Genomic DNA, 22,809 nt, shown 5'->3' on the forward strand with positions numbered 1-22,809 from the left:
TGCTAAATATAACAAATGCAAGCTAAAATAGCCTTCTTGTAGCCTTTATCCAGTTGTCCAGTGCAATTTTCTTTTCGGGGTTACTCCCTATCCATTTCTCGTAAGCTGCACCATCGGCACTTTTATTAATGAGCTGCGCCAACGCTTCGGTGTGCCCTGCTTGCGCCAACTGATAGAATGGCATCACAAAGAAAGTATCGAAAAAAGTTTTCCCGGTTTTTTTGTTAACCGCCTGCCCTGCCTGCGTAAAAATGCTTTTAAGCTGATATTCAGTTAAAGCTACACCTTGCAGCCTTTTTGCTGACGGGGCGTTGATAGCATTGGCAATGATGGTGTTAAACGTATTTGCCTCTTTAGCTTCGGGCGGACTAAGGTTTTTGGTGTCGGCTCCTTTTAAAACGCCGCCTTTTAAGATGCTTTGTATGTTGGTGTAAGCTTCTTCGGCGCGATTAGAGTTAGGATCGGTTAATAAAAAGCTGCAAAGACCTATCAAAGCATTGAGCCGCTTGTTTTGGTGGAAGGCCACCAGCGCGTAAAGCCGCTGGCTGTTGGCGTGTTTAACATCCAGTTTAATGGCTTCAATGGCGGCCTTCTCTGCTTCGACATATTGCTTGTTCCTAAAATAAGCCAATCCCAAATTAAACCACATATTTTGGTCAGCAGGTGTCAACTTAATGCCTGCATTATAAGCAGCGACAGCTTTTTGCGCCTGGCCGGACGCGTCATAAATTCCACCAAGTAAACTGTATGCAGGTGCGGTAAAAGTTGATGGTGTTGAAATTGCCTTCTCTGCAAATGGTATGGCCTCTGCGCCTTTCTTTTCGGCAACCAAACTAAAGGCCAGCTGATAGTTGGCGGCGGCGTTGTCAGGTTCTGAGGCAAGGGCAGCCTTAAATTTCTCTATCGCCTGGGTGTGTTTGCTTGCTTTTTGTAGCTCCAAGCCCTCGTTCAACAAAACACCCGCACCGCTTTGCGCAAAAATTTTAACCGAACAAAAAATAAGAAGTGTTGTTAGTAGTGCTTTATAAACGGTTTGCATATTCTAATTTAATTGGAGGTTAAACTAAAGCAATAAAATTGTTTAAAACTTTAGTTTTTTAGTGGTTATATAATTTTCAAATTGCATGCCTATTTTATTTAAAACTATATACCTGTTAATCAGTGAAATTACGCTTAATAGTATTTGTATCAGCCCTGGTTTTTATAGCCGCTTGTTCTTCCGGACCCGAAAATAAAGCAAATGCGGCCATTGCTGCCGATAATTTTGACACCACAGCGTTGCTATCTTATAACGCCAAAAATGCAGATAAGCGTATTGACGAGTATATGCAAAAGCTACACAAAACCCGTGGCTTTAATGGGAATGTGCTGGTTGCTAAAAAAGGTAAAATAATTTATGAGAACGCTATTGGCTGGGCAGATTACCTGCATCGCGATAGCCTGAAAATAAACTCGGAGTTTGAGCTGGCTTCCATAACCAAAACCATGACGGGCACCGCCGTTTTAATGCTAATGGAACGCGGCAAGCTTAAACTGGATCAGGATGTGCGCGAGTTTTTTCCAAACTTCCCTTACGAGGGCGTAACCATACGCTTGTTGCTTACCCACCGCTCGGGTATGATGAACTATGTGTATTTTGTGGATGACATCTACCGTAAAGAAAAGCGAGATCAAAAAAAGGGCCTTACCAATATGCAGGCTATGGATATGATAGCCCAATACAAACCGCCGCGCTATAACAAGCCCGATGTTTCTTTCCATTATAACAATTCCAACTTTATGGTTTTGGGCGCTATAATTGAAAAAGTTACCGGAATGCCCTATGCGCAATTCCTGAAGGAAAACCTGTTCAAGCCGGCTAAAATGATGCATACGCACGTTTACTCAAAAGCTAACTATGATAAGATCCCGGTTGATGTGGTGGGGCATGACAGGGGTAACTGGCGCTACTCTGTAGTGCAAAACTTTTTGGATGGCCCGGTGGGCGATAAAGGTGTGTACAGCACCGTTAAAGATCTTTATTTATTTGACCGCGCGCTGCGTGCCGGTCTGTTGTTGAAGAAAGCAACACTTGATTCAGCGTATACGCCACGCAATAACTGGCTGCGCGGCCACTTTAATTATGGTTATGGCTGGCGCATATTTGAATCGCCGGGGCAAAAGGTGGTTTACCACACCGGGTGGTGGCACGGGTTCAGGCACATTTACCTGCGCGATCTGAAAAATGACATTACCATTGTGTTACTTTCAAACCTTGCCAACGGCAGTTTGTTACAATTAGACGATCTGTTTAAAATGACAGGCATGCCGGTTGTAAGAAAAGGCGCCTATAGTGGTAACGGAGACGCGAGTGAAGATTAACCCCCTAACCCCCTGAAGGGGGAACAGGTGGGATTATTATATTCATCATCCTATCCCTAATAGGATTTCACATTTTTTTGCTCCTCCTTTAGGGGGTCGGGGAGCTTAAATTAGTCATTCCCCCTTTAGGGGGATAGGGGGCAAATATGTTTGACAAAATAATGGAAGCCCAGCAAAAGGCTGGCGAGATAAAACAAAGGTTGGATGCCATATCTGTGACCGGCACTGCCGAGGGTGGCAAAATAACAGTGACCGCTAACGCCAACAAGGCGATACAAAGCGTAAGCATTGATGAGGCGTTTTTTAAGGAAGCCGATAAGGAAGAGCTGGAAGAGTTATTGGTTGTTGCCATTAATAAAGCCATGCAACAGGCAGATAATGTTAGCCAGAGCGAGATGGCAGCAGCTACAAAAGATATGTTTGGCGGGCTGGGCGGGCTGTTCGGCAAATAACACCTTGATTAAAGGATGAGTAGATTGCCATGATTGTGAGCGCAGACTTCTAATCCTATAATTCTCTTAATCATAAAAATCATAGTTCAGACACCCATGAAAACTACCTATTACGGACAATCAACCATACTGATAGAAACAGAAGGCAAAAAACTGCTTTTTGATCCGTTCATTACGCCTAATCCGGCGGCTAAGGATGTAAATATCGACGCTTTAAAACCCGACTATATCCTGGTTTCACACGGGCACGGCGACCATGTGGCTGATTTGGTAGCGGTGCAGAAAAGCAGCGGCGCAAAAGTGATCTGCATTGCAGAAATTGCCGATTGGCTCAATAAGCAAGGCATTGACAACGTGCATGGCATGAACATAGGCGGTGCTTTTAATTTTGATTTCGGACGTGTTAAAATGGTTAACGCGGTACATTCAAGCACACTGCCTGATGGTTCGCCGGGTGGTAATCCTGCCGGGTTTGTATTGCATACAGGCGGTAAGAAAATATATTTTGCAGGTGATACCGCTTTAACTTATGATATGAAACTGTTAGAGGATGAAAACCTGGATTGGGCATTTCTACCGATTGGCGATAACTACACCATGGGGATTGATGATGCTATAAAGGCAACATCTTTCATCAACTGCAAAAATGTTATCGGCATTCATTATGACACCTTCCCGGTTATCACTATTGACAAAGCCGAAGCAATTGAAAAATTCACATCTGCAGGTGTAAATATTAAACTACCAGCCATTGGCGAAGTGGTTGCTTTATAAGGATTTGTAGAACTAAAGTAAAAATAACAAACCCGCTTAGCAATTAGCGGGTTTTTGTTTGTTTTAAGTATAAACAACCAAATACTTCCGGTGTTAAAATGCTATCTTTATGAGCGTTATCTAAGCCCCTATAAGTAGTAATGAAAAAGATTGATGTTGCCTGTGTGATTGATGATGATGAGATATACACTTTCACAATAAAACGACTTATCGACAAATCGCAAATTGCATCAAAGACCCTGTATTTTGAGAATGGCCAACTGGCTATTAACTTCTTCAAAGAATTTCTACACCAGGCGGCAGATCTGCCCGATCTGATATTATTAGATATTAATATGCCCGTTTTAGATGGCTGGCAATTTATGGATGAATTTGTAAAACTGAGTCCGCAAATTAAAAAACGCATTACAGTTTACATTGTGAGTTCGTCTGTTGATCAGGCCGATATTAACAAGGCCAAAAGTTACGAACAGATATCAGACTTCATTGTAAAACCGGTAAGCGCAGCTATGTTCCGCAAAATGGCCGAGAGTTTAGCCGCATAATCCTGCTTTTTTCCTGACACAAGCCCAAGAACTGTACTAAAAAACAGTCATATTGGCGGAGTGTTTTGTATTGGAAACATCTTTTCTATTTCGCTATTTTCTAAATTATTAAATTTTTATTGTTTCAGGAATAATACCTTCTGGTAATATAATAATATGGTTTTGGCACTTACTTTGACTAATACCATAATACATTAACATGATTATGAAAACGTATAACTTTAAAGTAGCTACAATAGGTTTAGCAATGACAGCCGCCGCTTTTATGGGCACAGGCTGCAGCTCCTGGAATAAAACACAAAAAGGTGCCGCCATTGGTGCAGGTGCCGGTGGCGCAATTGGTGCCGTGATAGGTAAAAGCGCTGGTAATACCGCGTTAGGTGCCATTATAGGTGGCGCAGTGGGTGGTACAGCCGGAGCATTGATCGGTCGTCGTATGGATAAACAGGCAGCCGAGATCAAACAAACAGTTCCCGGTGCAACTGTTATCAGAGACGGTGAAGGTATTTTGGTGAAGTTTGACTCGGGTATTTTATTCGATACAGATAAAGCTGCCCTTAAATCAGCTGCGCAAACTAACCTTACTAACTTAGCTACATCGCTAAAAAACAATCCTGAAACTAATATCCTGATCATTGGCCATACCGATGATACCGGTTCTGACAGCCACAACATGGATCTTTCAGTACGCAGAGCAGAGTCTGTCAAAACCTTCCTTACTGCTGCTAATGTTAGTTCATCCCGTTTAACTACTACCGGTAAAGGCGAGTCTGAGCCGATTGCTGACAATACTACAGCTGATGGCCGTGCTCAAAACCGTAGGGTGGAGATAGTTATTGTTGCTAACGATCAAATGAAGCAACAGGCTAAACAAGGCAATTAATTTTAATATACATATAGTTTTGAGAGAGCCGGGGCTAACGTCCCGGTTTTTTTGTTTATAGTATTGATATTAATTGGCATATAACTACATTTGTAGTGAATGAAAAAGTGCACAATAATATTCATGATACTGCTGTACGGTATAACCGCTACAGGGTTTGCCATGAACGTGCATTTTTGCAGTGGAACGGTAGCATCAATTAAAATTAATGCTGCTGCCGATAAGTGCGGACCCGACAATGAAAAAATGAAGGGTTGCAGCGACAAGAAAGTTGATGTTAAGGTTAAAGATGCTCATCAGGCCGAAACATCATCTAAAGCGCCCGGTATATTTAGTTTTGATCTGCCGGGTTTCTCGCTGAGCGATCTGATCCCCGCCGCGCATCAGGCCCTGTTGGAGAAACTGTTTGACAAAACCCCTCCTCCGGCACCTCCTCCCACACAAAAAGTTGAGCCTTTCCTGAGAAACCGCAATCTGCGTATCTGATCTCTATTGACCGTATCTATTCTTTAACACGTGCCTGCCTTTCGGCTATGCACTTATTTTTTATTACGATCAATTTTTATTCAGCATGAAACAGATTACAGCATTGGCTGCGCTTATCTTATTAGGCGTAAGTCAGGTTTTTGCACAACACGACCATCATACAACAACCACTACAGATACCACCAGCCACGCATCTCACCACGACGACGGCCCGCCCATGACGAGTAAATTCTCGTTAGATCTGCCCATGACGCGTGACGGTTCCGGAACTTCATGGGTGCCCGACGAGACACCTATGTATGCTTACATGATACATGGTAAAAAATGGATGACCATGATACATGGCGACATATTTTTACGGTATAACAAGCAGGACTTGTTTAACAAAGGCACACGTGGTGGCAGCAAGTTTGACGCTCCCAACATGCTCATGTTCATGTCTCAACGCAAGGTTGGCCGCAATGGCTTGTTTGCCATTAGCACCATGTTCTCTTTAGATCCGTTTACGGTTGGCAATGGCGGCTACCCGCTGCTTTACCAAACAGGCGAATCTTACCAGGGCAGATTATTGGTTGACCGCCAGCATCCGCATGACCTTTTTGCGCAGCTAAGTGTTAACTACACGCAAAGGGTAGCAAAAAGCACAGATGTATCGCTATCGGTAGGGTACCCGAGCGAACCCGCTTTAGGTCCTTCGGCTTTTATGCACCGCATGTCGGGCTGGAACAATCCGGATGCACCTTTGAGTCACCATTACCAGGATGCTACACACATTGCCTTCGGCGTGGCTACCTTGGGTTTAAGGCATAAGAACTTCAAGCTGGAAGGCTCGGTGTTCACCGGCAAAGAGCCTGATGAATTCAGGTATGGGTTTGATAAGGCCCGTTTTGATTCGTATTCGGTGCGTTTAATGTATAACCCTACATCGCAATGGTCGTTCCAGGTATCAAATGGCTGGCTGCACGCGCCGGAAGAGGGGCATCATGAAAACGTGAACCGTTTTACAGCATCGGCTATGCACGCTAAACTATTAACATCTGATAGTTATATAGCCACAACGTTGGTATACGGCCAAAACTCGCATGAGGGACACAGTGCCGAGCCTTCAGTTTTACTGGAAAGCACCATGCAGTGGAGCCGTGCCGCTTTATATGGCCGCTATGAGTTTGTGCAGAAAAATGCTGCCGCTTTAGATTTGCTGCAAACTCTGCCAACCAACCCGGCGCTTAACATCAACGCCATAACATTAGGCACCAACTATATATTAGGCACCTTTAAGCAAACCAATGTAACCGCGGGCATACAAGGCACACTTAACGTGTCGCCATCAGCGGTTAAAAATTTGTATGGAACAGCCCCTATGTCGTTTCAGGTCTATCTGCGCATCAATCCATCTATGCTGAAATTAGGCAGGCCTATGAAGATGATGATGGATATGTAGACTGTTTCTGATACAGAAATCTATTAAATAAAAACCCCTCCTGTATCCCGACAAGGTTACGGAGGGGTTTATTGCTTTTATAAAAGCGACTGATTACACTGTCAGCTTTTTGTACTTGATCCTTTTCGGGCCGGTATCGCCTAAGCGTTTCTTGCGGTTCTCTTCGTAATCGGTATAGTTGCCTTCAAAATAATACACCTGCGAGTTACCTTCAAATGCCAGTATGTGCGTACAAATACGGTCGAGGAACCAACGGTCGTGGCTGATAATTACCGCGCAGCCGCCAAAGTTCTCCAGTGCCTCTTCCAACGCGCGTAAGGTATTCACATCAATATCATTGGTAGGCTCATCCAGCAGCAGCACGTTGCTGCCTTTTTTCAGGGTGATAGCCAAATGCACACGGTTACGCTCACCGCCTGATAGTACACCCACTTTTTTCTGCTGATCGGCGCCGTTAAAGTTGAAGCGTGATACATAAGCACGTGAGTTAATTGGACGGTCACCCACCATAATGGTTTCTAGCCCGCCGGTTATGTTCTCCCAAACAGATTTGTTAGGGTCAAGGTCATCATGCATCTGGTCAACGTAGCCCAGTTTAACGGTCTCGCCCACGCGGAAGGTACCAGCATCAGGCTCATCCTGCCCTGTAATTAAGCGGAACAAAGTGGTTTTACCCGCACCGTTAGGGCCAATAATACCTACTATACCCGCTGGCGGCAGGCTAAAGCTCAGGTTATCAAACAACAATTTATCGCCATAGCTTTTGCTCACACCATTGGCCTCTATCACTACGTTACCCAAACGTGGTCCCGGCGGGATGAAGAGTTCCAGTTTTTCTTCGCGTTCTTTTGTTTCCTCGGATGCCAGTTTTTCATAGTTGCCCAAACGCGCTTTTGATTTGGCATGACGGCCCTTTGGCCCCATACGCACCCACTCCAGCTCTCGCTCTAAAGTTTTCTGGCGCTTGCTTTCTGTTTTCTCTTCCTGTGCTAAACGTTTTGATTTCTGATCCAGCCACGATGAGTAATTGCCTTTCCATGGTAAACCCTCGCCACGGTCCAACTCTAAGATCCATCCGGCAACGTTATCAAGGAAGTAACGGTCGTGCGTTACGGCTATGACAGTGCCTTTGTATTGCTTAAGGTGCTGCTCCAACCAGTCGATAGATTCAGCGTCTAAGTGGTTGGTAGGCTCATCCAGCAATAACACATCAGGCTCCTGCAACAGTAAACGGCAAAGCGCTACACGGCGGCGCTCACCGCCTGATAGCACGGCAATCTTGGTATCGGGCTCAGGGCAGCGCAGGGCATCCATGGCGCGCTCCAGTTTGGTGTCCAGTTCCCAGGCGTTCACCGCGTCAATTTTATCCTGCAGCTCACCCTGGCGCGCCATCAGCTTATCCATTTTATCGGCATCGCTATAGTATTCTTCCAGGCCAAATTTCTCGTTGATCTCCTCGTACTCCTTTAACAAAGCCGTAGTTTCGGCAACGCCTTCTTCCACCACTTCTCGCACGGTTTTTTCAGGATCCAATTCAGGCTCCTGGCTTAGGTAACCAACGCTATAACCCGGAGAGAAAACTACCTCGCCAATATTGGTTTTATCAATGCCCGCTATAATTTTAAGCAGCGATGATTTACCCGAGCCGTTTAAACCGATAACGCCAATTTTTGCGCCATAGAAAAAGCTCAGGTAGATGTTTTTAAGTACGGTTTTTTGGGGGGGATAAACTTTGCTTACCCCGGCCATTGAAAATATTATCTTTTCGTCTGCCATTTTATAATTAGTGAAGGACTGAGTTATTGAATTAGTAAATGTTCTATCTATAGTATAGATGCAAGAGCAAATATGAACAATAGCAAAAGCAAGTGCAAACTAAAGAGATTTTAATTAAAGCCGGTTTTGCTGCTTTATTGCGTAAAATACGTTGTTTAATTTAGGTATTTGCGTTAAACCCCGGCGGGTAAATGGGGTATTTCTCCCAAACGTTGTTTTTATACCTTTACGTTGTACACGTGATAGTAAAAAATCTGCAACTATTCGCTTAATATATTCGTACATAGGCATTAACTATCAGATTAAACCACGGCCATGGAATACGGTCAATCAGTTATGATCAAAATTTTGGTTGTTGATGACCACGCTATTGTGCGTGAAAGCCTTTGCCGCTTTTTAGCCGGACAGGAGGATATGGACGTGGTGGCATCAGCAACTGACGGACTTACAGGTTTGGTTTTACTCAAAGATGGTTTGAAAGTAAACATTGTGCTTACTGATTTAAACATGCCTTTGATGGACGGTATGGAGTTGACGCGCGAGGTTGTTGCTATAGATCAGTCGCCCCCGGTAATTGTGCTTACCTTTCATCCTCTCACAGCCGTAAAACAAAACGTTCTAAACGCAGGTGCTAAAGCATGCCTGTCAAAATACGGTGAGTTGGATGAGTTACTTTCCGCTATCCGGTCAGTACATGCAGCATATGGCAACCGCGTTGCTTAAGCTACTTTTTTAGGAAGGCTTATTTTTACTTTTGTTCCTTTTCCTTTTTCTGATGTGATGCTTAGTTTTCCGCTTAACAGCGCCACCTTGTAACGAATGGTTTGTATACCGATGCCTTTTTTAAGTGAGTTTTTTTGGTTAAAGCCCTTGCCGTTGTCTTCTACTCTGATGATAAGCTGCGAATCGTTCTCAGATAAATATACAAATGCCTCACTTGCATCGGCATGTTTTACAATATTTATCATTAATTCCTGTATCATGCGGTAAATGGCCACTTCTAAAAAGTTATCAATTGTGTTGGTGAGTCTGTTAACGTCGCATTTAAAATGGGTGCTATCAGTAAGTTGTTTGCAAATTTCAACAACCGCTTGTTTTAGTCCCAGTTCCTGAAGCACCGGGGGCGTTAAATTGTGAGCAATGCTTCTGCACTCGCGTATGCAGTCGTTTAGTAACTTTTGAGTATATTCAATTATCTCATTTGCACCTTCGTTAGCATTTGCCTTTAACTGGTTAAGGCTTAGTTTTGCGCCGTATAATAACTGCCCTAATCCGTTATGCAAGCTCTCAGCCATTCGCCGGCGTTCAGCCTCCTGTGTTTTGAATACGGTTTCGGCAAGTTGCTGGCGCAGAATCTGTTCTTCTACAAGGTTCTGCAATCGCTCTAACTCCTTCTTTTCAGAGGTATCCTCTAAAGTGAGGTAACCAAACTTATTGTTGTCGTCTTCTATTGGTATGGCGGTAACACGCCCCCAAAAGGTAGTGCCATTTTTTCTAATCATGCAGGTTTCAAAATTGAACGAGAGGAGGTCGGTGCTCCATAGCTCACGCTGTAGTTGTTGCCAACGTTCAACAAAGTCGGGGTGTGTAAAATCAGTGATCAAATTACCAAGTATTTCTTCTTCGCTGTAACCAAGCATAGTCAACAGTGCCTGATTGATATTCACTATCTCCAGTTTGCTGTTAATAATGTTTTTGCCGATTGCTGATCGTTCAAAAATAGTGCGGAACCCGTTTTGACTAAGCTGATAATCCTTTTCCAGCCGGTGTTTTCCGGCCTGGTATTGCGCTGTATGTTTTACCTGCAACCGGAGTTGATGCAGTTCTGCTTCTAATTGCCGAATTTTAGACGTGTCTGACATTGAATTAAATAATTGTTGAGTGCAGATAGATCAATAGTAGCAGAAGAGGTAAGCGCAGGGGTCAACGCAAAATAAGCAAAATAAAAGTTATTACCTTATGCGTTAAATACTACTTATTTAATAGAATATTGGCAGATTGTTTTAATTGTGTTTATGCCGGCAAGAATGAGTTATAACCGGTCAGTTTTATGTTTAACACTATATTAACCCGAGTTTGTTTATCAGCACTATAAATCATAATAAAATATAATGAAAAAGCTTCTATTTATCGGATTCTTATTAATAGCGGCAGTAGCAACTGCACAGGTAAAACCTATAACCGCTGCCCAACTTGATTATCGTAAAGATGGCAATGGCAGTTATTTGCTGGTTTTAAAAAGAGGGCAGCCTTTAATTGCCAGTCTGAATGCTTTTATGGCGAAAGAGAAACTGCCGGGAGCAAGCATAAGCGGACTGGGCGCTGTAGAAAACGCGGAGATTGCTTATTACGACATCGCGAAGCAAAAATATAAATACCAAAAGTTTACACCATCAATGGAGGTGTTGTCGCTTAATGGCAATCTGGGTACTCTTGAAGGTCAGCCTATTGTGCATGCGCACATAGCACTGGCCGATTCCAATTATGTGGTACGTGGCGGGCATGTTAAAGAAGCTTATGTTTCGCTGATATTGGAAATTACCATAGTGCCAACCACCAAACCCATTACCCGCGAGTGGAACAAGGAGTTTGCCGAGCTGCGCAACATGACCACGGTGAAGGAGGATTAGGGATTTTTTGACATAGTGTAAAAAAAGTGTCCCAACCGGTGGACCAAAAAGGGAATTTCTTTTGGTTTTTAATTAACTGATGTCCCAAATCAGCAGTAAAAATATCAATAACCTTTATAATCAGCGTGTTACTCTTTTTCTTGTTCTTGATTTAAATCTAAGACGCATATGTATGTGGTACACTTAGTGTATTAACTAAACCTTGTTGAAGCAGCCAAAATGCCATAACACGCCTGCCGGGTCAAGCAAAAAACATTCGCTGCCCCAGGGTTCAGTCCGTACAGGCATTAGCTTTACGCCGGGGTATCTGGCAGGCAGGTTGAGGGCTTTCAGCTCGTGGTAATAACGGTTTGGATCATCCACTTCCAAAAACACCACAGTGTTCTCTATCCAATCCCGAACGTAAGCATCCTGCAGATAAAAAGCCAGGTTGCCGGTTTTAAATACCGACATATTATGGGCGATAATTGTCTCCTCAAAACCAAGTTCTCGATAAAAACCGCGCGAAACTTCAAAATCTTTTGAGCCGATAAAAGGGCGGAGGGATTGGGCCTGGTGTTGCATACTCAAACTTAGCCAAATAAAATGTCGCTTTTTTGTTGCAAGCCTTTTTATACGTAAATTAGTGTTTACGCTAATCCCTTCTATGCTTAAAAGAATAACGCTCCTGCTGCTCTGCTCCGTGTGCTTTTTTGTGGCTTCCGCTCAAAAACTACAATCGCCCGATGAGTTTCTGGGCTACAAACTGGGCACTCAGTTCAGCAATCACTACCGAATTGCCGACTATTTTAAATACATAGCCGCCAGCTCCAAACAGGTTAAGCTGGTACAATATGGTACCACCAATGAGGGCCGTCCGCTTATGGCTATGTTTATTGCCTCTGCCGAAAATATAGGCAAACTGGAGAGTATCCGCCAGAATAACCTGCGCCTGGCAGGGATGGACAAAACCGGAGCGCCTAATACAACAGTACCGGTTATTGTGTGGTTAAGCTTTAACGTGCATGGTAACGAACCATCATCAAGCGAAGCCGCCATGCAAACCTTGTATGATATGGCCGATGTAAGTAACACCCGTACCCAGGCCTGGCTAAAAAACACCGTGGTAGTTATTGACCCCTGCCTTAACCCTGACGGACGCGAGCGTTACGTTAACTACTACAATTCTGTAAAGGGAGTAGCGCCTAATACCGACCCATCGTCCCGCGAGCATAATGAGGCATGGCCGGGAGGCAGGTCAAACCATTATTACTTTGACCTTAACCGCGACTGGGCCTGGCAAGTGCAAAAGGAGACCCAGCAGCGTATGGCGCTCTATAACCAGTGGCTGCCGCAAATACATGTTGATTTTCATGAACAGGGCTATAACTCGCCTTATTACTTCGCACCGGCGGCACAGCCTTTCCACAGGGTAATAACTGATTGGCAAAAGGAGTTTCAAACCATCATTGGCAAAAACAACGCCAGGTATTTTGATATGGCAGGGTGGCTATATTTTACCAAGGAGGAGTTTGATCTGCTCTATCCCTCTTATGGTGATACTTATCCTATCTATAACGGCTCCATTGGTATGACGTATGAGCAGGGCGGTATAGGTGCCGGACTGGCGGTTACAACCCGTACCGGCGATGTGCTTACCCTGGCTGATCGAGTTACCCATCATCACTCCAACAGTTTGAGTACCATCGAAACTGCGTCGGAAAATGCCCAGAAGGCGGTAACTGAGTTTAAAAAGTATTTTGATAACGCCGCCACCATCCCAACCGACGATTTTAAAACCTACATTATAAAAAGCGATAACGAAGATCATTTAGCCGCCCTCGGTAAGCTGTTAGATAATAACGGCATAGCGTATAAAACCGGTTTGAAAGGCAGCGGCAGTGGCTTTGACTATTTTACCGGCAAAACCGGCCAGTTTAGTGTTGGCGCTAAAGATGTAGTGATAAGCGCGTATCAGCCTAAATCTGTTTTGCTGAATGTATTGTTCGAGCCCAAAACCTTTGTTGCTGATTCCAATACGTATGATATTACAGCATGGTCGTTACCATACGCTTACGGCTTGCGCACTTATGGTACTAAAGAGGTGTTGCAGTTAACTGCTGCAACTACTACAAAAACGCACAAAGAACAAATCACGGGTATACCGTACGCTTACATCAGCACCTGGCATTCGGCTGAAGATGCGAAGTTTCTTGCTGCGCTGCTTGCTGAGAGAATAAAAGTGCGCTTTTCTGAAAAAGCGTTTGAGGTAGGCGGACAAAAATTTACACCGGGCTCATTGATCATCACCCGCTCTGGTAATGACCGGCCCGATCTTGACGAGATGGTTAAGCGTTTGGCCGCGCAGTATAATCGTAAGCCAATGGCGCTTTCATCGGGGTTTGTTGAAAAAGGCGCTGATCTGGGTTCGGATGTGATCAGGTACATTAAACCACCTAAAATTATGCTCGTGGCGGGTGATGGCGTAGCGCCCGAGAACATGGGCGAGGTATGGCACTTTTTTGACCAGCAGCTAAATTACCCGGTAACCATTGTTCGGTATAATGATCTGGGCCGGGTACGTATGGCTGATTTTAATGTGATCATTCTGCCCGATGGCCGTTATGAAGATACCCACGCCGAGCGTATAGCCAATTGGGTTAAAGATGGCGGCAAGCTAATAGCTATGGGCGGCGCTATGGCACAATTAGATAACAAGCTGGGTTTCGCCATAAAAGATGTTGATACCATTGGTAATAATGGTGATGCCATGAAAGATAAAGCGGAGATCAAGCTGTATGAAGATCGTAACAAGGATGCAGTGAGCAGCAACGTAGCTGGCGCCATATATAAAGTTAATCTGGATAATAGTCACCCGCTGGCATTTGGTTATCCTAACTACTATTACACGCTGAAATTAGATGATAGCCTGTATGGGTTGCTTAATAAAGGTTGGAACGTTGCAACGCTGAAAAAAGACGCCTACGTGGCGGGCCTGGTTGGCAACAAAAGTAAACAAAAGCTCAATAAGGAAGGCTTGCTGTTTGGCGTGCAAAACCTGGGCAGAGGTTCGGTAGTTTACATGGCTGATGACCCGTTGTTTCGCGGTTTTTGGGAAAACGGCAAGCTGCTGTTTTGTAACGCGGTGTTTATGGTAGCGCAGTAGTTTTAGTTTGCAGTGGGCGGTTTGCAGTAGGCAGTTGTCAAATTACTGCCCACTGCCCACTGCCCACTGCCCACTGTAAACTAATTCCCGCTGTTAACCCGGCCTTTCTCTGCTTCTGCACCACTGCGGTGTTGTCTTGCTTTTATGGTTGTGCTGCCAAAGTTGTAGGTAACATTTACCCTGAATACCCGCGTATCGCTTTTTTGACGGATAGAGAAATTATTGCCTAATGCATTACTGTTAAGGTCATTTCTCATGGTGTTGAAAACGTCATTTAAGGCAACTTTAACGTTTAGTTTTTTATTAGCGAAGCTGCGGCTTAAGCCTGCGTCGACTGCATATCGCGGAAACAGGTAGTATATGCCGTAAACTAATGATGATCGGTAATCTCCTACTAATTCAGCTTTAAATTTACCCACTGTAAATGTTTGCGTTGTTTTTGCGGTGAAAGCTACACGGCCATTATCAACATTGCCGGTTGTGCTATTTGATTTAAAGCCTAAGTAGAAACCATTGAAGTTAATGTTACCGCTCCACCATTTAGTGATCTGAAATGGCGAAAAAATATTAACGTTATAGCTTTTCTGCGTTCTTAAGTTGTCATTTGTTTGGAAGGTAAAGTTACCTTTTGTTAAAATCAATTCGGTTATAACATCGGTTGTGAGACTGTACCCTAAGCTAACATCAATAGTTTTGTTGTAAGTGTAGTTCAACTCAAAGTTGTTGGTGTATTGCGGTTTCAAAAAGGCATTTCCCTGGTTGAAAGTAAAGGGATCAAGGTAGTAAATGAACGGATTCAGATCGTCATAATTTGGCCTGTCAATACGACGGCTGTAGGTGAATCCTAAATCATGCTTCTTGCCTAATGAGCGGTTGATGAACAAACTCGGAAAAAAATTCAGATAGCTGCGTTTAATCTGCTGTACGCCTAAAAGGTTACCGTCTGATTCGGTGTTTTCAGCGCGTAATCCAACCTGTATTGAACCGCCTTTAAATTGGTGACTGATGTTTGTATAGGCTGCTGCTATTTGTTCCGTGTAGATAAACCTGTTGGTGCGTCCGGCATCATTTTCAAAATCTGTTCCGTTAAATTTTTGAGCGCGCAGGTCATTATCCGTTTTCACACTGCTAAATTTTAAGCCGCTCTCCAATTTCCAGGTTTTGCTCAAGGGTTTGGTATAGTCCACTTTTCCTGAATATATTTCAATGCTTGAAGGGGTTTGATTGCGCAACAGCAACGGTTTTTTATCCGCAGCCGGGTCGGGTTTACCATCCGGTGTAAAGTAGTATGTATTGTATTCCGCTATATTATTGTTGCTGAATTTTGAATAGTCAAGGTCTGCCCCTAACTCCTGCCCCAGTGTATCTATCTTGAACCTGTCGTTTAGGTTAAAAGCAAGGTTTTTGTAGCGCTGATTCATTAAAGAGGAAGTGTTTAAATACGACCGTAGTATACCAGTTCCCGATCTGCGTTCGGTATGGTTGTCATTAATATCTCTTCCGCCGTTGCTGTAACCACTTGCAACAACGCCAACTGTATTTTTTGAGCTGGTTTCCAGATCAGCGCCTATATTGAAATTATTGTAGTAGTTAAAGGTTGGCATTTTTGTTAGCTGATTAAAGATCGGGGTGTCAGGATTGGCTACTACACGGTCAATTAACAGCTCACGGTAGCGGTTATTATCACCCCTGCTAAAAGTACCAAACACATTGAGCGGGCCGTTTTTATGGTTGAGGTTCAAACTCATATTGTCGCGGTTGGCGTGTCCACGGGCGTAGCCTGCAGTCAAGCTACCATTGGTGCCTTTTTGCTTATTCTTTTTTAGTTTGATGTTGATGATGCCTGAGTTACCGGCAGCATCATATTTTGCCGACGGGTTGGTGATGATCTCAATAGATGCAATGGTAGTACCATCCGTTGAGCGTAACAAAGTGGCCAGTTGCGCCTGAGACAGGTAGGTTAACTTGTCATTGATCATGATGGTAACGCCTTGTTTACCGCGCAAGCTTATATTGTCATCTTTGTCAATAGTTACACCCGGGGCGCGTTCCAGTATTTCTAATGCGGTGTTTCCGGCTGCAAGTACGCTGTTTTCAACGTTCATTACCGTGCGGTCAACTTTGCGTTCAATTAAAGGTTTGGTGGCATTAACGTTAACGGTGTTCAATGTTTTTCCGGCTTCGGCCATAGTTATGACCTGAACAGTAACTGCGCCGGTACCGTCAACTGTAAACGCAGCACTTTTGCCTGTATTATAGCCCACAGATGTTGCCTTTATAACATAGCTGCCTTTGGCAACATTATCAAAAGCATAGTTTCCTTTTTCGTTGCTCAGGGCTCCTTTCACAATGCTTGAATCGGCAGCGCGTAACAAACTTACTGTGGCAAACTCCACCGGCTTTGCGGCGCCGTCGTTTAAGGTGCCGGTAATTTTTGACGTTTGTGCCAATGCCGTGACCGTGCAGGTAATTGTTAGCAGTAAGGTATATATGGAGGTAAAAAGTAGTTTCATATGCAAAAAAATTGACAAAATGCTTTCCCTAAGAGAACTGGTCCTCTTTTAAAAATTTATTGATTAATGATTTGATTAAACCGCCGGATGTTAAGGCGATCTGTTGTTTTTATTATAAAGCGCTCGGGCTTATTCTGTCAATAAGATGCTGAAACCCGTAGTTAGGTTACAAACAATTTTAAATTTTTGCAGGGCAGCGCACTTATACTTTGCTAAGTGCCGGAAAAAGAGGGCATATAAAATCTTCAAAAAATGAAAATGGCGCTTTAGGCCTGGTACTTTCTACTGAAGCGAATGCCTTAAAACTATTCGCTCTCAGTTGCCTTAAAGGTGTTTTGAGGCTATAAAAAGTTAGTATAAGCCCGCTGAATAACAGCAGGCTTATATATTTAATATATGCGGTGAACATTTTGGCTTATTTAACGCGTTTTAAACTGTCGGGCTTAGCAACTACAGAGGTGTCAACTTTGCATTCAAGGCCGTTAACGGTCATTATAAATTCGGCAGAATGGTTGTCATTGCTTTTGTTAATTTCGTTGCATGAGTAATAATCAACACCATCATTAATATACCAATTAAACTCATCATTAATAACAACCACTGCGTTGACAGGTACTTTTAACGTAAGTTCAATTTCCTGATCGTGCCATGTTGCTCCACCAACACGTTGCAGACGCTTGTCAAATTTCAAAACAGAATCCTGCTGCGTAAATATGTATCGGGTATTGCGCGCATTAAATAATGCATCTTCATAACTGCTGCCTTTTGACCGATAAGTTTGAACTAAAACGGGACGATCAACATCAGCTTTTTCAATCCTTATCTGCACATTGCGCGGCTCGTTTTTTTCAAATTCTTCGTCGCCATAAGTAAGGGTTCCGTTAAAGTTTTTCTTAATATCTAACCGGCTGCTGTCTTCGCCGGTAAGGTACATTACATCATTCAGTGTTAAATAATATTTATTGTTAGAGGATTTTGCCAAAGGGGATGTTTGTGTAAAGCTTGCTGTTGAACGAAAGCCCTTGCTAATTTTACTGCCATAGTATAGACCGGTGCTTACTGCAAACAGCCAAACAGTTAACAAAACAACACCTGACGAGCGCGAAATAGACTCAGTGTTGAATACCGCCTTCAAAATAAGCAATATAATAGCCAACACCGGAACGAATGCCACCAGGAAGATGGAAATATACATCCACTCCGAATATTCATTGTTTACTATACTGAACGGGAACATGTGTACCGGGCCTGTGTTCCATATCAATATTGCAGCGAGACTAATTACCATGGCTACGGCGAATCCAAAAAAGGTAAGTAAAATTAAAACACTCAAAATTTTAAAAAGCACTTTGCCTGTGCCTCTGAAAAATCGGCCAATATGGAAAAACAACTCACCTAAAAGATCCCTAAAACGGTAAATAAACGGCTTTGATTCATTTTTGAGGTTACTTAATTGCCCTTTTACCGCACTCATTTCTTCTTCAAAGTTGTTTTTAAAACCTTGCAGGGTAAGCTTTTGCCCTTTCATGGCCATGCGGTCTGCTCGTGTAATAGCTTTTGGCACAACTATCCATAGTATGATGTAAAGGATAATGCCGAGGCCGCCAAAAGGAGCCAAAACTGCAAACAACAACCTGAACCAAATGGCAGATATATTGAAATAATTGCCCAGGCCCGAAGCAACACCCGCTATTATACGGTAATCGGGATCGCGAAACAGTGTGCGCGTGCCGCCAACAGCGGCAAATGCATCTGCCTGGCTTTGTGCAGTCGGTTCTTCATCGGCATGTTCAAAATCTTCAACCGTGCCCATTTGGGCAATTACGGTTTTAACGTCTGCCTCTACAATAACCTGTTTATTATCTCGGGTTAATATTTCAGCAAACATTTCCGCAATGCGGTTCTCAATATCAGTGGTTATCTCCAGACTGTCGGCCGAATTAAGAAAATGGCGCTTTACATCTGTGATGTAGTTTTTAAGTACTTCGTAAGCATCTTCTTCAATATGAAAAACAATGCCGTTTATGTTTATGATGATGGTTTTGTTCATGGTGCAAATTTTTCAGGGTTATTTATTTTTTCCAACGGCGGTGTTTACGGCAAAAACCAGTTCGTTCCAGGTGGTATCTAACTGTTCAAGCACTTTGCGGCCTTCGGGCGATAGGGCGTAATACTTGCGTGGAGGGCCTGATGTAGATTCAACCCAGTTATAAGTTAGCAGCCCATTGTTCTTAAGGCGCGTTAATAGAGGATACAAAGTGCCCTCAACTACCAGCAACTGGGCTTTCTTGAGTTCGGCAATTATATCTGAAGCGTAGGTTTCATCGCGGGCGATGATAGAGAGTATACAGTACTCCAATATACCCTTACGCATTTGTGTTTGTGTGTTCTCTGCAATCATAATACAAAGATATATGTTTAAAAATGTATTATGCAATACATAGTACTGAAATTATTTAAATATTTTTATCAGGGCTGCTTTTAGGAAAAAAATTTTCGGTTTTTAGTGAAATTATTTGTGAATTCAATAATGTAACACTACTTTTATGATTAATTAACTATTAACTGATCTTATTTATTCAAACGCATGAAAAAACTTCTACTAGTAAGTTTGTGCTTCTTGATGTTATTTTTAACGCAAGCGTTTGCACAAAACCGTACTATTACTGGTACGGTTACAGCCAAAGACGATGGCTTACCCATTCCGGGAGTAACAGTAAAAATCAAAGGAACCACTAACGGCGTACCTACCGATGCAAGCGGTAAGTATTCTATTTCTGCACCAACCGGCGCAGTTTTGCAGTTTTCGTTCGTTGCTTTTCAAACAAAGGAAGTAACCGTTGGAGGTCAAAGCGTACTAAACGTTATTCTTGAATCTGACAATAAGCTGTTAAGCGAAGTTGTGGTAACTGCCTTAGGTATTGAAAGGCAAAAAAGAGAGTTAGGTTATGCTTCTGCAGTGGTAAAAAACGAAGCTATCAACGCAGGTAGCGCAGTAAACTTAGCAAACGGTTTGCAAGGTAAAGTTTCTGGTTTGAACATTACCACAACTAACAGCGGTGTATTTGAGAACGTTAAGATCAACCTTCGTGGTATCCGTTCATTAACCGGTAACAACAACCCTTTATTATTGGTTGACGGTGTTCAAACTGATATTAACTACCTGTCATCTATCAACCCTAATGACATTGAGGATGTGAACATTATTAAAGGTTCATCAGGTGCCGGTATCTACGGTTCTGATGCACGTAACGGTGTTATCATTGTTACAACCAAAAAAGGTTCAAAAACCGGCGCTCCGGTAGTAACAGTTAGTAACTCTACTCAGTTTCAATCAGTTAGCTTCTTTCCAAGTTTTCAAAATCAATTTGGTTTAGGTGGTGGTGGTAACGCTGCCGGTTTAGGCGGTTATGATCCAATTGAGAACTGGTCATGGGGCCCGCGTTATGATGGTGCGATGACTCAGATCGGTCCTGATTTGGATGGTATTGTTGACCCTGTATTTGGCGCATTAACAACTCAAAAAATTAAATATAGCCCAAATAACTCAAGAAAAGAGTTCTTCAAAACCGGTACTATCGTTCAAAACGACGTTTCTTATTCAGAAAAGAACTTTTTCTTATCGTTACAAGACGCGTTAACCAACGGTATAGTTCCTAACGATAAAAACCGTAGAAGTGGCTTCCGTTTAAACGTGGCTAAAGAATACGGCAGATTAAAAGTGGGTGTAAACACAAACTACGTACAAAATAACTATAACCTGTTTGACCAGGAAGGTATGTCTGATTACAACGTTACTCAAAACGTTGGTTTGAATCAGGGTTTGATGAACTTATTGTTCAACACAAACGGTTTCGTTAACTTACAAGATTACAAAGATTACAAAAACAATCCTTACGCATCTTACAACTACTACTTTACAAACTATGGCTTAAACCCATATTTTGCTATTGATAACTGGCGTAAAGAAGGTAAAAAACAAGATCTAAAAGCTGATTTGAATTTAGACTTTAAAGTTGCAGATTGGTTGAACTTGACTTACCGCGGATCTTTAACAAGCACTACACTTGTTGAAAGAAGAAAATCAAGAGGTGAGAATGCAAATGCTTTCGGTCATGACGAAAGAGGTTTTGGATTGATTCCGGGTGCTGTTGAAGAACGCGCTTACACGCAACAACGTATGTCATCTGAGTTGTTCGCTTCTTTTAACAAACAAATTAACGAAGATTTCAAAGTGACAGCTATCGCTGGTACTTATGTTCGTCAGGATGACGGTCGCGATACCAGAGTTGGTGCTACAGTGTTGAACGTTAAAGATCTTTACAACATTGGTCAGCGTGCCGGCGAGCTTACCGGTTCATCTCCAATGAGAAGATCAAGATTGTTTGCTGTATACGGCAGTGCAGGTGTTGGTTACAAAGGCTGGGCAAACATAGAGGTTACAGCACGTAACGAAAAAACTTCAGTTTTAGCAGAAGGTTTGAATAGCTATTTCTATCCAGGCGTTACTGGTTCGGTTATCCTTAGCGATGCCATTGATGGCCTGAAAAACAATAATGTTCTTTCTTACTTAAAATTACGTGGTGGCTGGAACAAAACAGGTAACTCTGATATAGCTCCGTACCAGTTAGCTGCAACTTTTGATCAGGGCGGTGGCTTCCCTTATGGTTCAACTGCCGGTTATTCTGCAGGCAACACCACTTATAATCCGGCATTGAAACCTGAATTTATTCAGGCTACAGAGGTTGGTTTGGAAGCAGGTTTCTTAAACAGCAGAATTAACGTGGAATTAACCGCGTTCAACCAAAAGATGACTGACCAGATCATTCCTATCGCAGTATCAAGCGGTACAGGTTATACTCAGGCATATGTTAACGCTGCATCTTTCAGGAACAGAGGTTTGGAGATGGACTTAAAATTAACTCCATTGGTTAACCTTGGTCAGGTACATGTTAATTTCGCTGCTAACGCTACTTACAATGAAAGCGTTGTAACTTCAGTATACCCTGGTCTTGATCAGGTATTTATTGGTGGATACACTGCTGCAGGTAACTACGCAATAAAAGACTATCCAGCATTTATGATCAGAGCTACAGACTATAACCGCGATCCTGCTACAGGAAAAGTTATTGTTAGTGCTTTAACCGGTGCTCCAACTGCTGCAACTAATACAGTAATATATGGTCAAACCTTGCCAAAATGGGTAGTTGGTTTAAATCCATCTGTTCGTTGGAAAAGTTTAAACCTTTCTGCTTTGTTTGAATACAAAGGTGGTCACCAGGCTTATGCTGATATCGGCGACGCAATGTCATGGACAGGTGTTTCTGATCTGTCTGCAACTAATAGCCGCGAGAGATTTATATTCCCTAACTCTGTTTATCAAGCTGTTGCAGGTGGTCCGTACATTCCAAACACCAGCGTAACTTTAAACAGCCCGGAAGGTTTCTGGACCGGCGTTGGTCGTTCTGTTAAATCAAACTATTTAATCAGCGCAGCTTCATGGAGATTCAGAGAGTTATCTATTAGCTACGATCTGCCTGTAGCAGCTGTGTTTGGTAGCACAAAAACTGTAAAAGCGCTTAGTGTTGCATTAACTGCCAGAAACCTTGTATTGTGGTTGCCTAAAAACAACAAATATCAGGATCCTGACTTTACCTTTAGCGGTGCATCAACTGGTTTCGGAACCGGCGGTACTACCGGCGTAACAACAGGTAATCAAGCTGGTATAAGTAACTCAACAATTAACCCTCCTGTTAGAACAATTGGTGGTAATATAACAGTTACATTCTAACACACATTAAAT

At 43.0% G+C, this 22,809-nt stretch carries 18 protein-coding genes; 11 read left to right on the top strand and 7 right to left on the bottom strand.

The annotated features are described in order from the left end of the window. Window positions 1–22: 22 nt before the first annotated feature. Complete coding sequence (locus CLV57_RS02315) at window positions 23–1,039, bottom strand: tetratricopeptide repeat protein (RefSeq protein WP_100339746.1); 1,017 nt, start codon at window positions 1,037–1,039, stop codon at window positions 23–25. Between the two features lie 122 nt (window positions 1,040–1,161). Between CLV57_RS02315 and CLV57_RS02320 the strand changes: the two genes are divergently transcribed. The 7 genes from CLV57_RS02320 (at window position 1,162) to CLV57_RS02350 (ending at window position 6,942) form a co-directional block, all read left to right on the top strand. Then, window positions 1,162–2,361 carry a serine hydrolase domain-containing protein gene (locus CLV57_RS02320; RefSeq protein ID WP_245856829.1) on the top strand — a complete coding sequence of 400 codons (1,200 nt, stop codon included), beginning with the start codon at window positions 1,162–1,164 and terminating at the stop codon, window positions 2,359–2,361. Between the two features lie 146 nt (window positions 2,362–2,507). Continuing rightward, the gene (locus CLV57_RS02325) at window positions 2,508–2,813 is read left to right on the top strand and encodes a YbaB/EbfC family nucleoid-associated protein (protein WP_100339747.1); all 306 of its coding nucleotides are present in this window, start codon (window positions 2,508–2,510) and stop codon (window positions 2,811–2,813) included. 96 nt (window positions 2,814–2,909) lie between these two features. After that, window positions 2,910–3,587: a metal-dependent hydrolase gene (locus CLV57_RS02330; protein ID WP_100339748.1), complete on the top strand. Its 678-nt coding sequence runs from the start codon at window positions 2,910–2,912 to the stop codon at window positions 3,585–3,587. A 140-nt stretch (window positions 3,588–3,727) separates the two neighbouring features. Next, complete coding sequence (locus CLV57_RS02335) at window positions 3,728–4,132, top strand: response regulator (protein ID WP_100339749.1); 405 nt, start codon at window positions 3,728–3,730, stop codon at window positions 4,130–4,132. Between the two features lie 205 nt (window positions 4,133–4,337). Continuing rightward, entirely contained in the window at window positions 4,338–5,015 is a 678-nt protein-coding gene (locus CLV57_RS02340; protein ID WP_211290015.1) for an OmpA family protein, read from the top strand. A 99-nt stretch (window positions 5,016–5,114) separates the two neighbouring features. Further along, entirely contained in the window at window positions 5,115–5,501 is a 387-nt protein-coding gene (locus CLV57_RS02345) for an HYC_CC_PP family protein (protein WP_157799044.1), read from the top strand. Between the two features lie 85 nt (window positions 5,502–5,586). Further along, entirely contained in the window at window positions 5,587–6,942 is a 1,356-nt protein-coding gene (locus CLV57_RS02350) for a hypothetical protein (RefSeq protein ID WP_100339752.1), read from the top strand. A 93-nt stretch (window positions 6,943–7,035) separates the two neighbouring features. Here CLV57_RS02350 and ettA read toward each other — a convergent pair whose 3' ends face one another. After that, window positions 7,036–8,718, bottom strand: a complete 1,683-nt coding sequence (gene ettA, locus CLV57_RS02355) for an energy-dependent translational throttle protein EttA (protein ID WP_100339753.1) — start codon at window positions 8,716–8,718, stop codon at window positions 7,036–7,038. Window positions 8,719–9,033: 315 nt separating this feature from the next. Here ettA and CLV57_RS02360 point away from each other — a divergent pair, with 315 nt between their 5' ends. Continuing rightward, a complete protein-coding gene (locus CLV57_RS02360) occupies window positions 9,034–9,441 on the top strand; it encodes a response regulator (protein WP_100339754.1) in 408 nt (135 codons plus the stop codon). Here the strand turns inward: CLV57_RS02360 and CLV57_RS02365 are convergent. Further along, window positions 9,438–10,580 (bottom strand): PAS domain-containing sensor histidine kinase, encoded by a 1,143-nt coding sequence (locus CLV57_RS02365; protein WP_100339755.1) that lies wholly within the window; start codon window positions 10,578–10,580, stop codon window positions 9,438–9,440. The two genes, CLV57_RS02360 and CLV57_RS02365, sit on opposite strands and share 4 nt — an antisense overlap. Before the next feature lie 249 nt (window positions 10,581–10,829). Here CLV57_RS02365 and CLV57_RS02370 point away from each other — a divergent pair, with 249 nt between their 5' ends. Beyond that, entirely contained in the window at window positions 10,830–11,348 is a 519-nt protein-coding gene (locus CLV57_RS02370; RefSeq protein ID WP_100339756.1) for a PPC domain-containing DNA-binding protein, read from the top strand. Window positions 11,349–11,543: 195 nt separating this feature from the next. Here the strand turns inward: CLV57_RS02370 and CLV57_RS02375 are convergent, their stop codons facing one another. Continuing rightward, the gene (locus CLV57_RS02375) at window positions 11,544–11,801 is read right to left on the bottom strand and encodes a VOC family protein (RefSeq protein WP_245856831.1); all 258 of its coding nucleotides are present in this window, start codon (window positions 11,799–11,801) and stop codon (window positions 11,544–11,546) included. Window positions 11,802–11,994: 193 nt separating this feature from the next. Here CLV57_RS02375 and CLV57_RS02380 point away from each other — a divergent pair, with 193 nt between their 5' ends. Then, window positions 11,995–14,493 carry a M14 family metallopeptidase gene (locus CLV57_RS02380; RefSeq protein ID WP_100339758.1) on the top strand — a complete coding sequence of 833 codons (2,499 nt, stop codon included), beginning with the start codon at window positions 11,995–11,997 and terminating at the stop codon, window positions 14,491–14,493. Between the two features lie 80 nt (window positions 14,494–14,573). Here the strand turns inward: CLV57_RS02380 and CLV57_RS02385 are convergent, their stop codons facing one another. From CLV57_RS02385 to CLV57_RS02400, 3 genes are all read right to left on the bottom strand, one after another. Beyond that, the gene (locus tag CLV57_RS02385) at window positions 14,574–17,006 is read right to left on the bottom strand and encodes an outer membrane beta-barrel family protein (protein ID WP_100339759.1); all 2,433 of its coding nucleotides are present in this window, start codon (window positions 17,004–17,006) and stop codon (window positions 14,574–14,576) included. Between the two features lie 415 nt (window positions 17,007–17,421). Continuing rightward, window positions 17,422–19,056: a PspC domain-containing protein gene (locus CLV57_RS02395; RefSeq protein WP_100339761.1), complete on the bottom strand. Its 1,635-nt coding sequence runs from the start codon at window positions 19,054–19,056 to the stop codon at window positions 17,422–17,424. 18 nt (window positions 19,057–19,074) lie between these two features. Further along, the gene (locus CLV57_RS02400; RefSeq protein WP_100339762.1) at window positions 19,075–19,407 is read right to left on the bottom strand and encodes a PadR family transcriptional regulator; all 333 of its coding nucleotides are present in this window, start codon (window positions 19,405–19,407) and stop codon (window positions 19,075–19,077) included. A 186-nt stretch (window positions 19,408–19,593) separates the two neighbouring features. On the opposite strand from CLV57_RS02400, the gene CLV57_RS02405 reads away from it, so the two are divergent. Further along, window positions 19,594–22,797, top strand: coding sequence for a SusC/RagA family TonB-linked outer membrane protein (locus tag CLV57_RS02405; RefSeq protein WP_100339763.1), 3,204 nt, complete (start codon window positions 19,594–19,596; stop codon window positions 22,795–22,797). The last annotated feature ends 12 nt before the right edge of the window (window positions 22,798–22,809 follow it).

The sequence above is a fragment of the Mucilaginibacter auburnensis genome (assembly GCF_002797815.1).
Taxonomy (GTDB): domain Bacteria; phylum Bacteroidota; class Bacteroidia; order Sphingobacteriales; family Sphingobacteriaceae; genus Mucilaginibacter; species Mucilaginibacter auburnensis.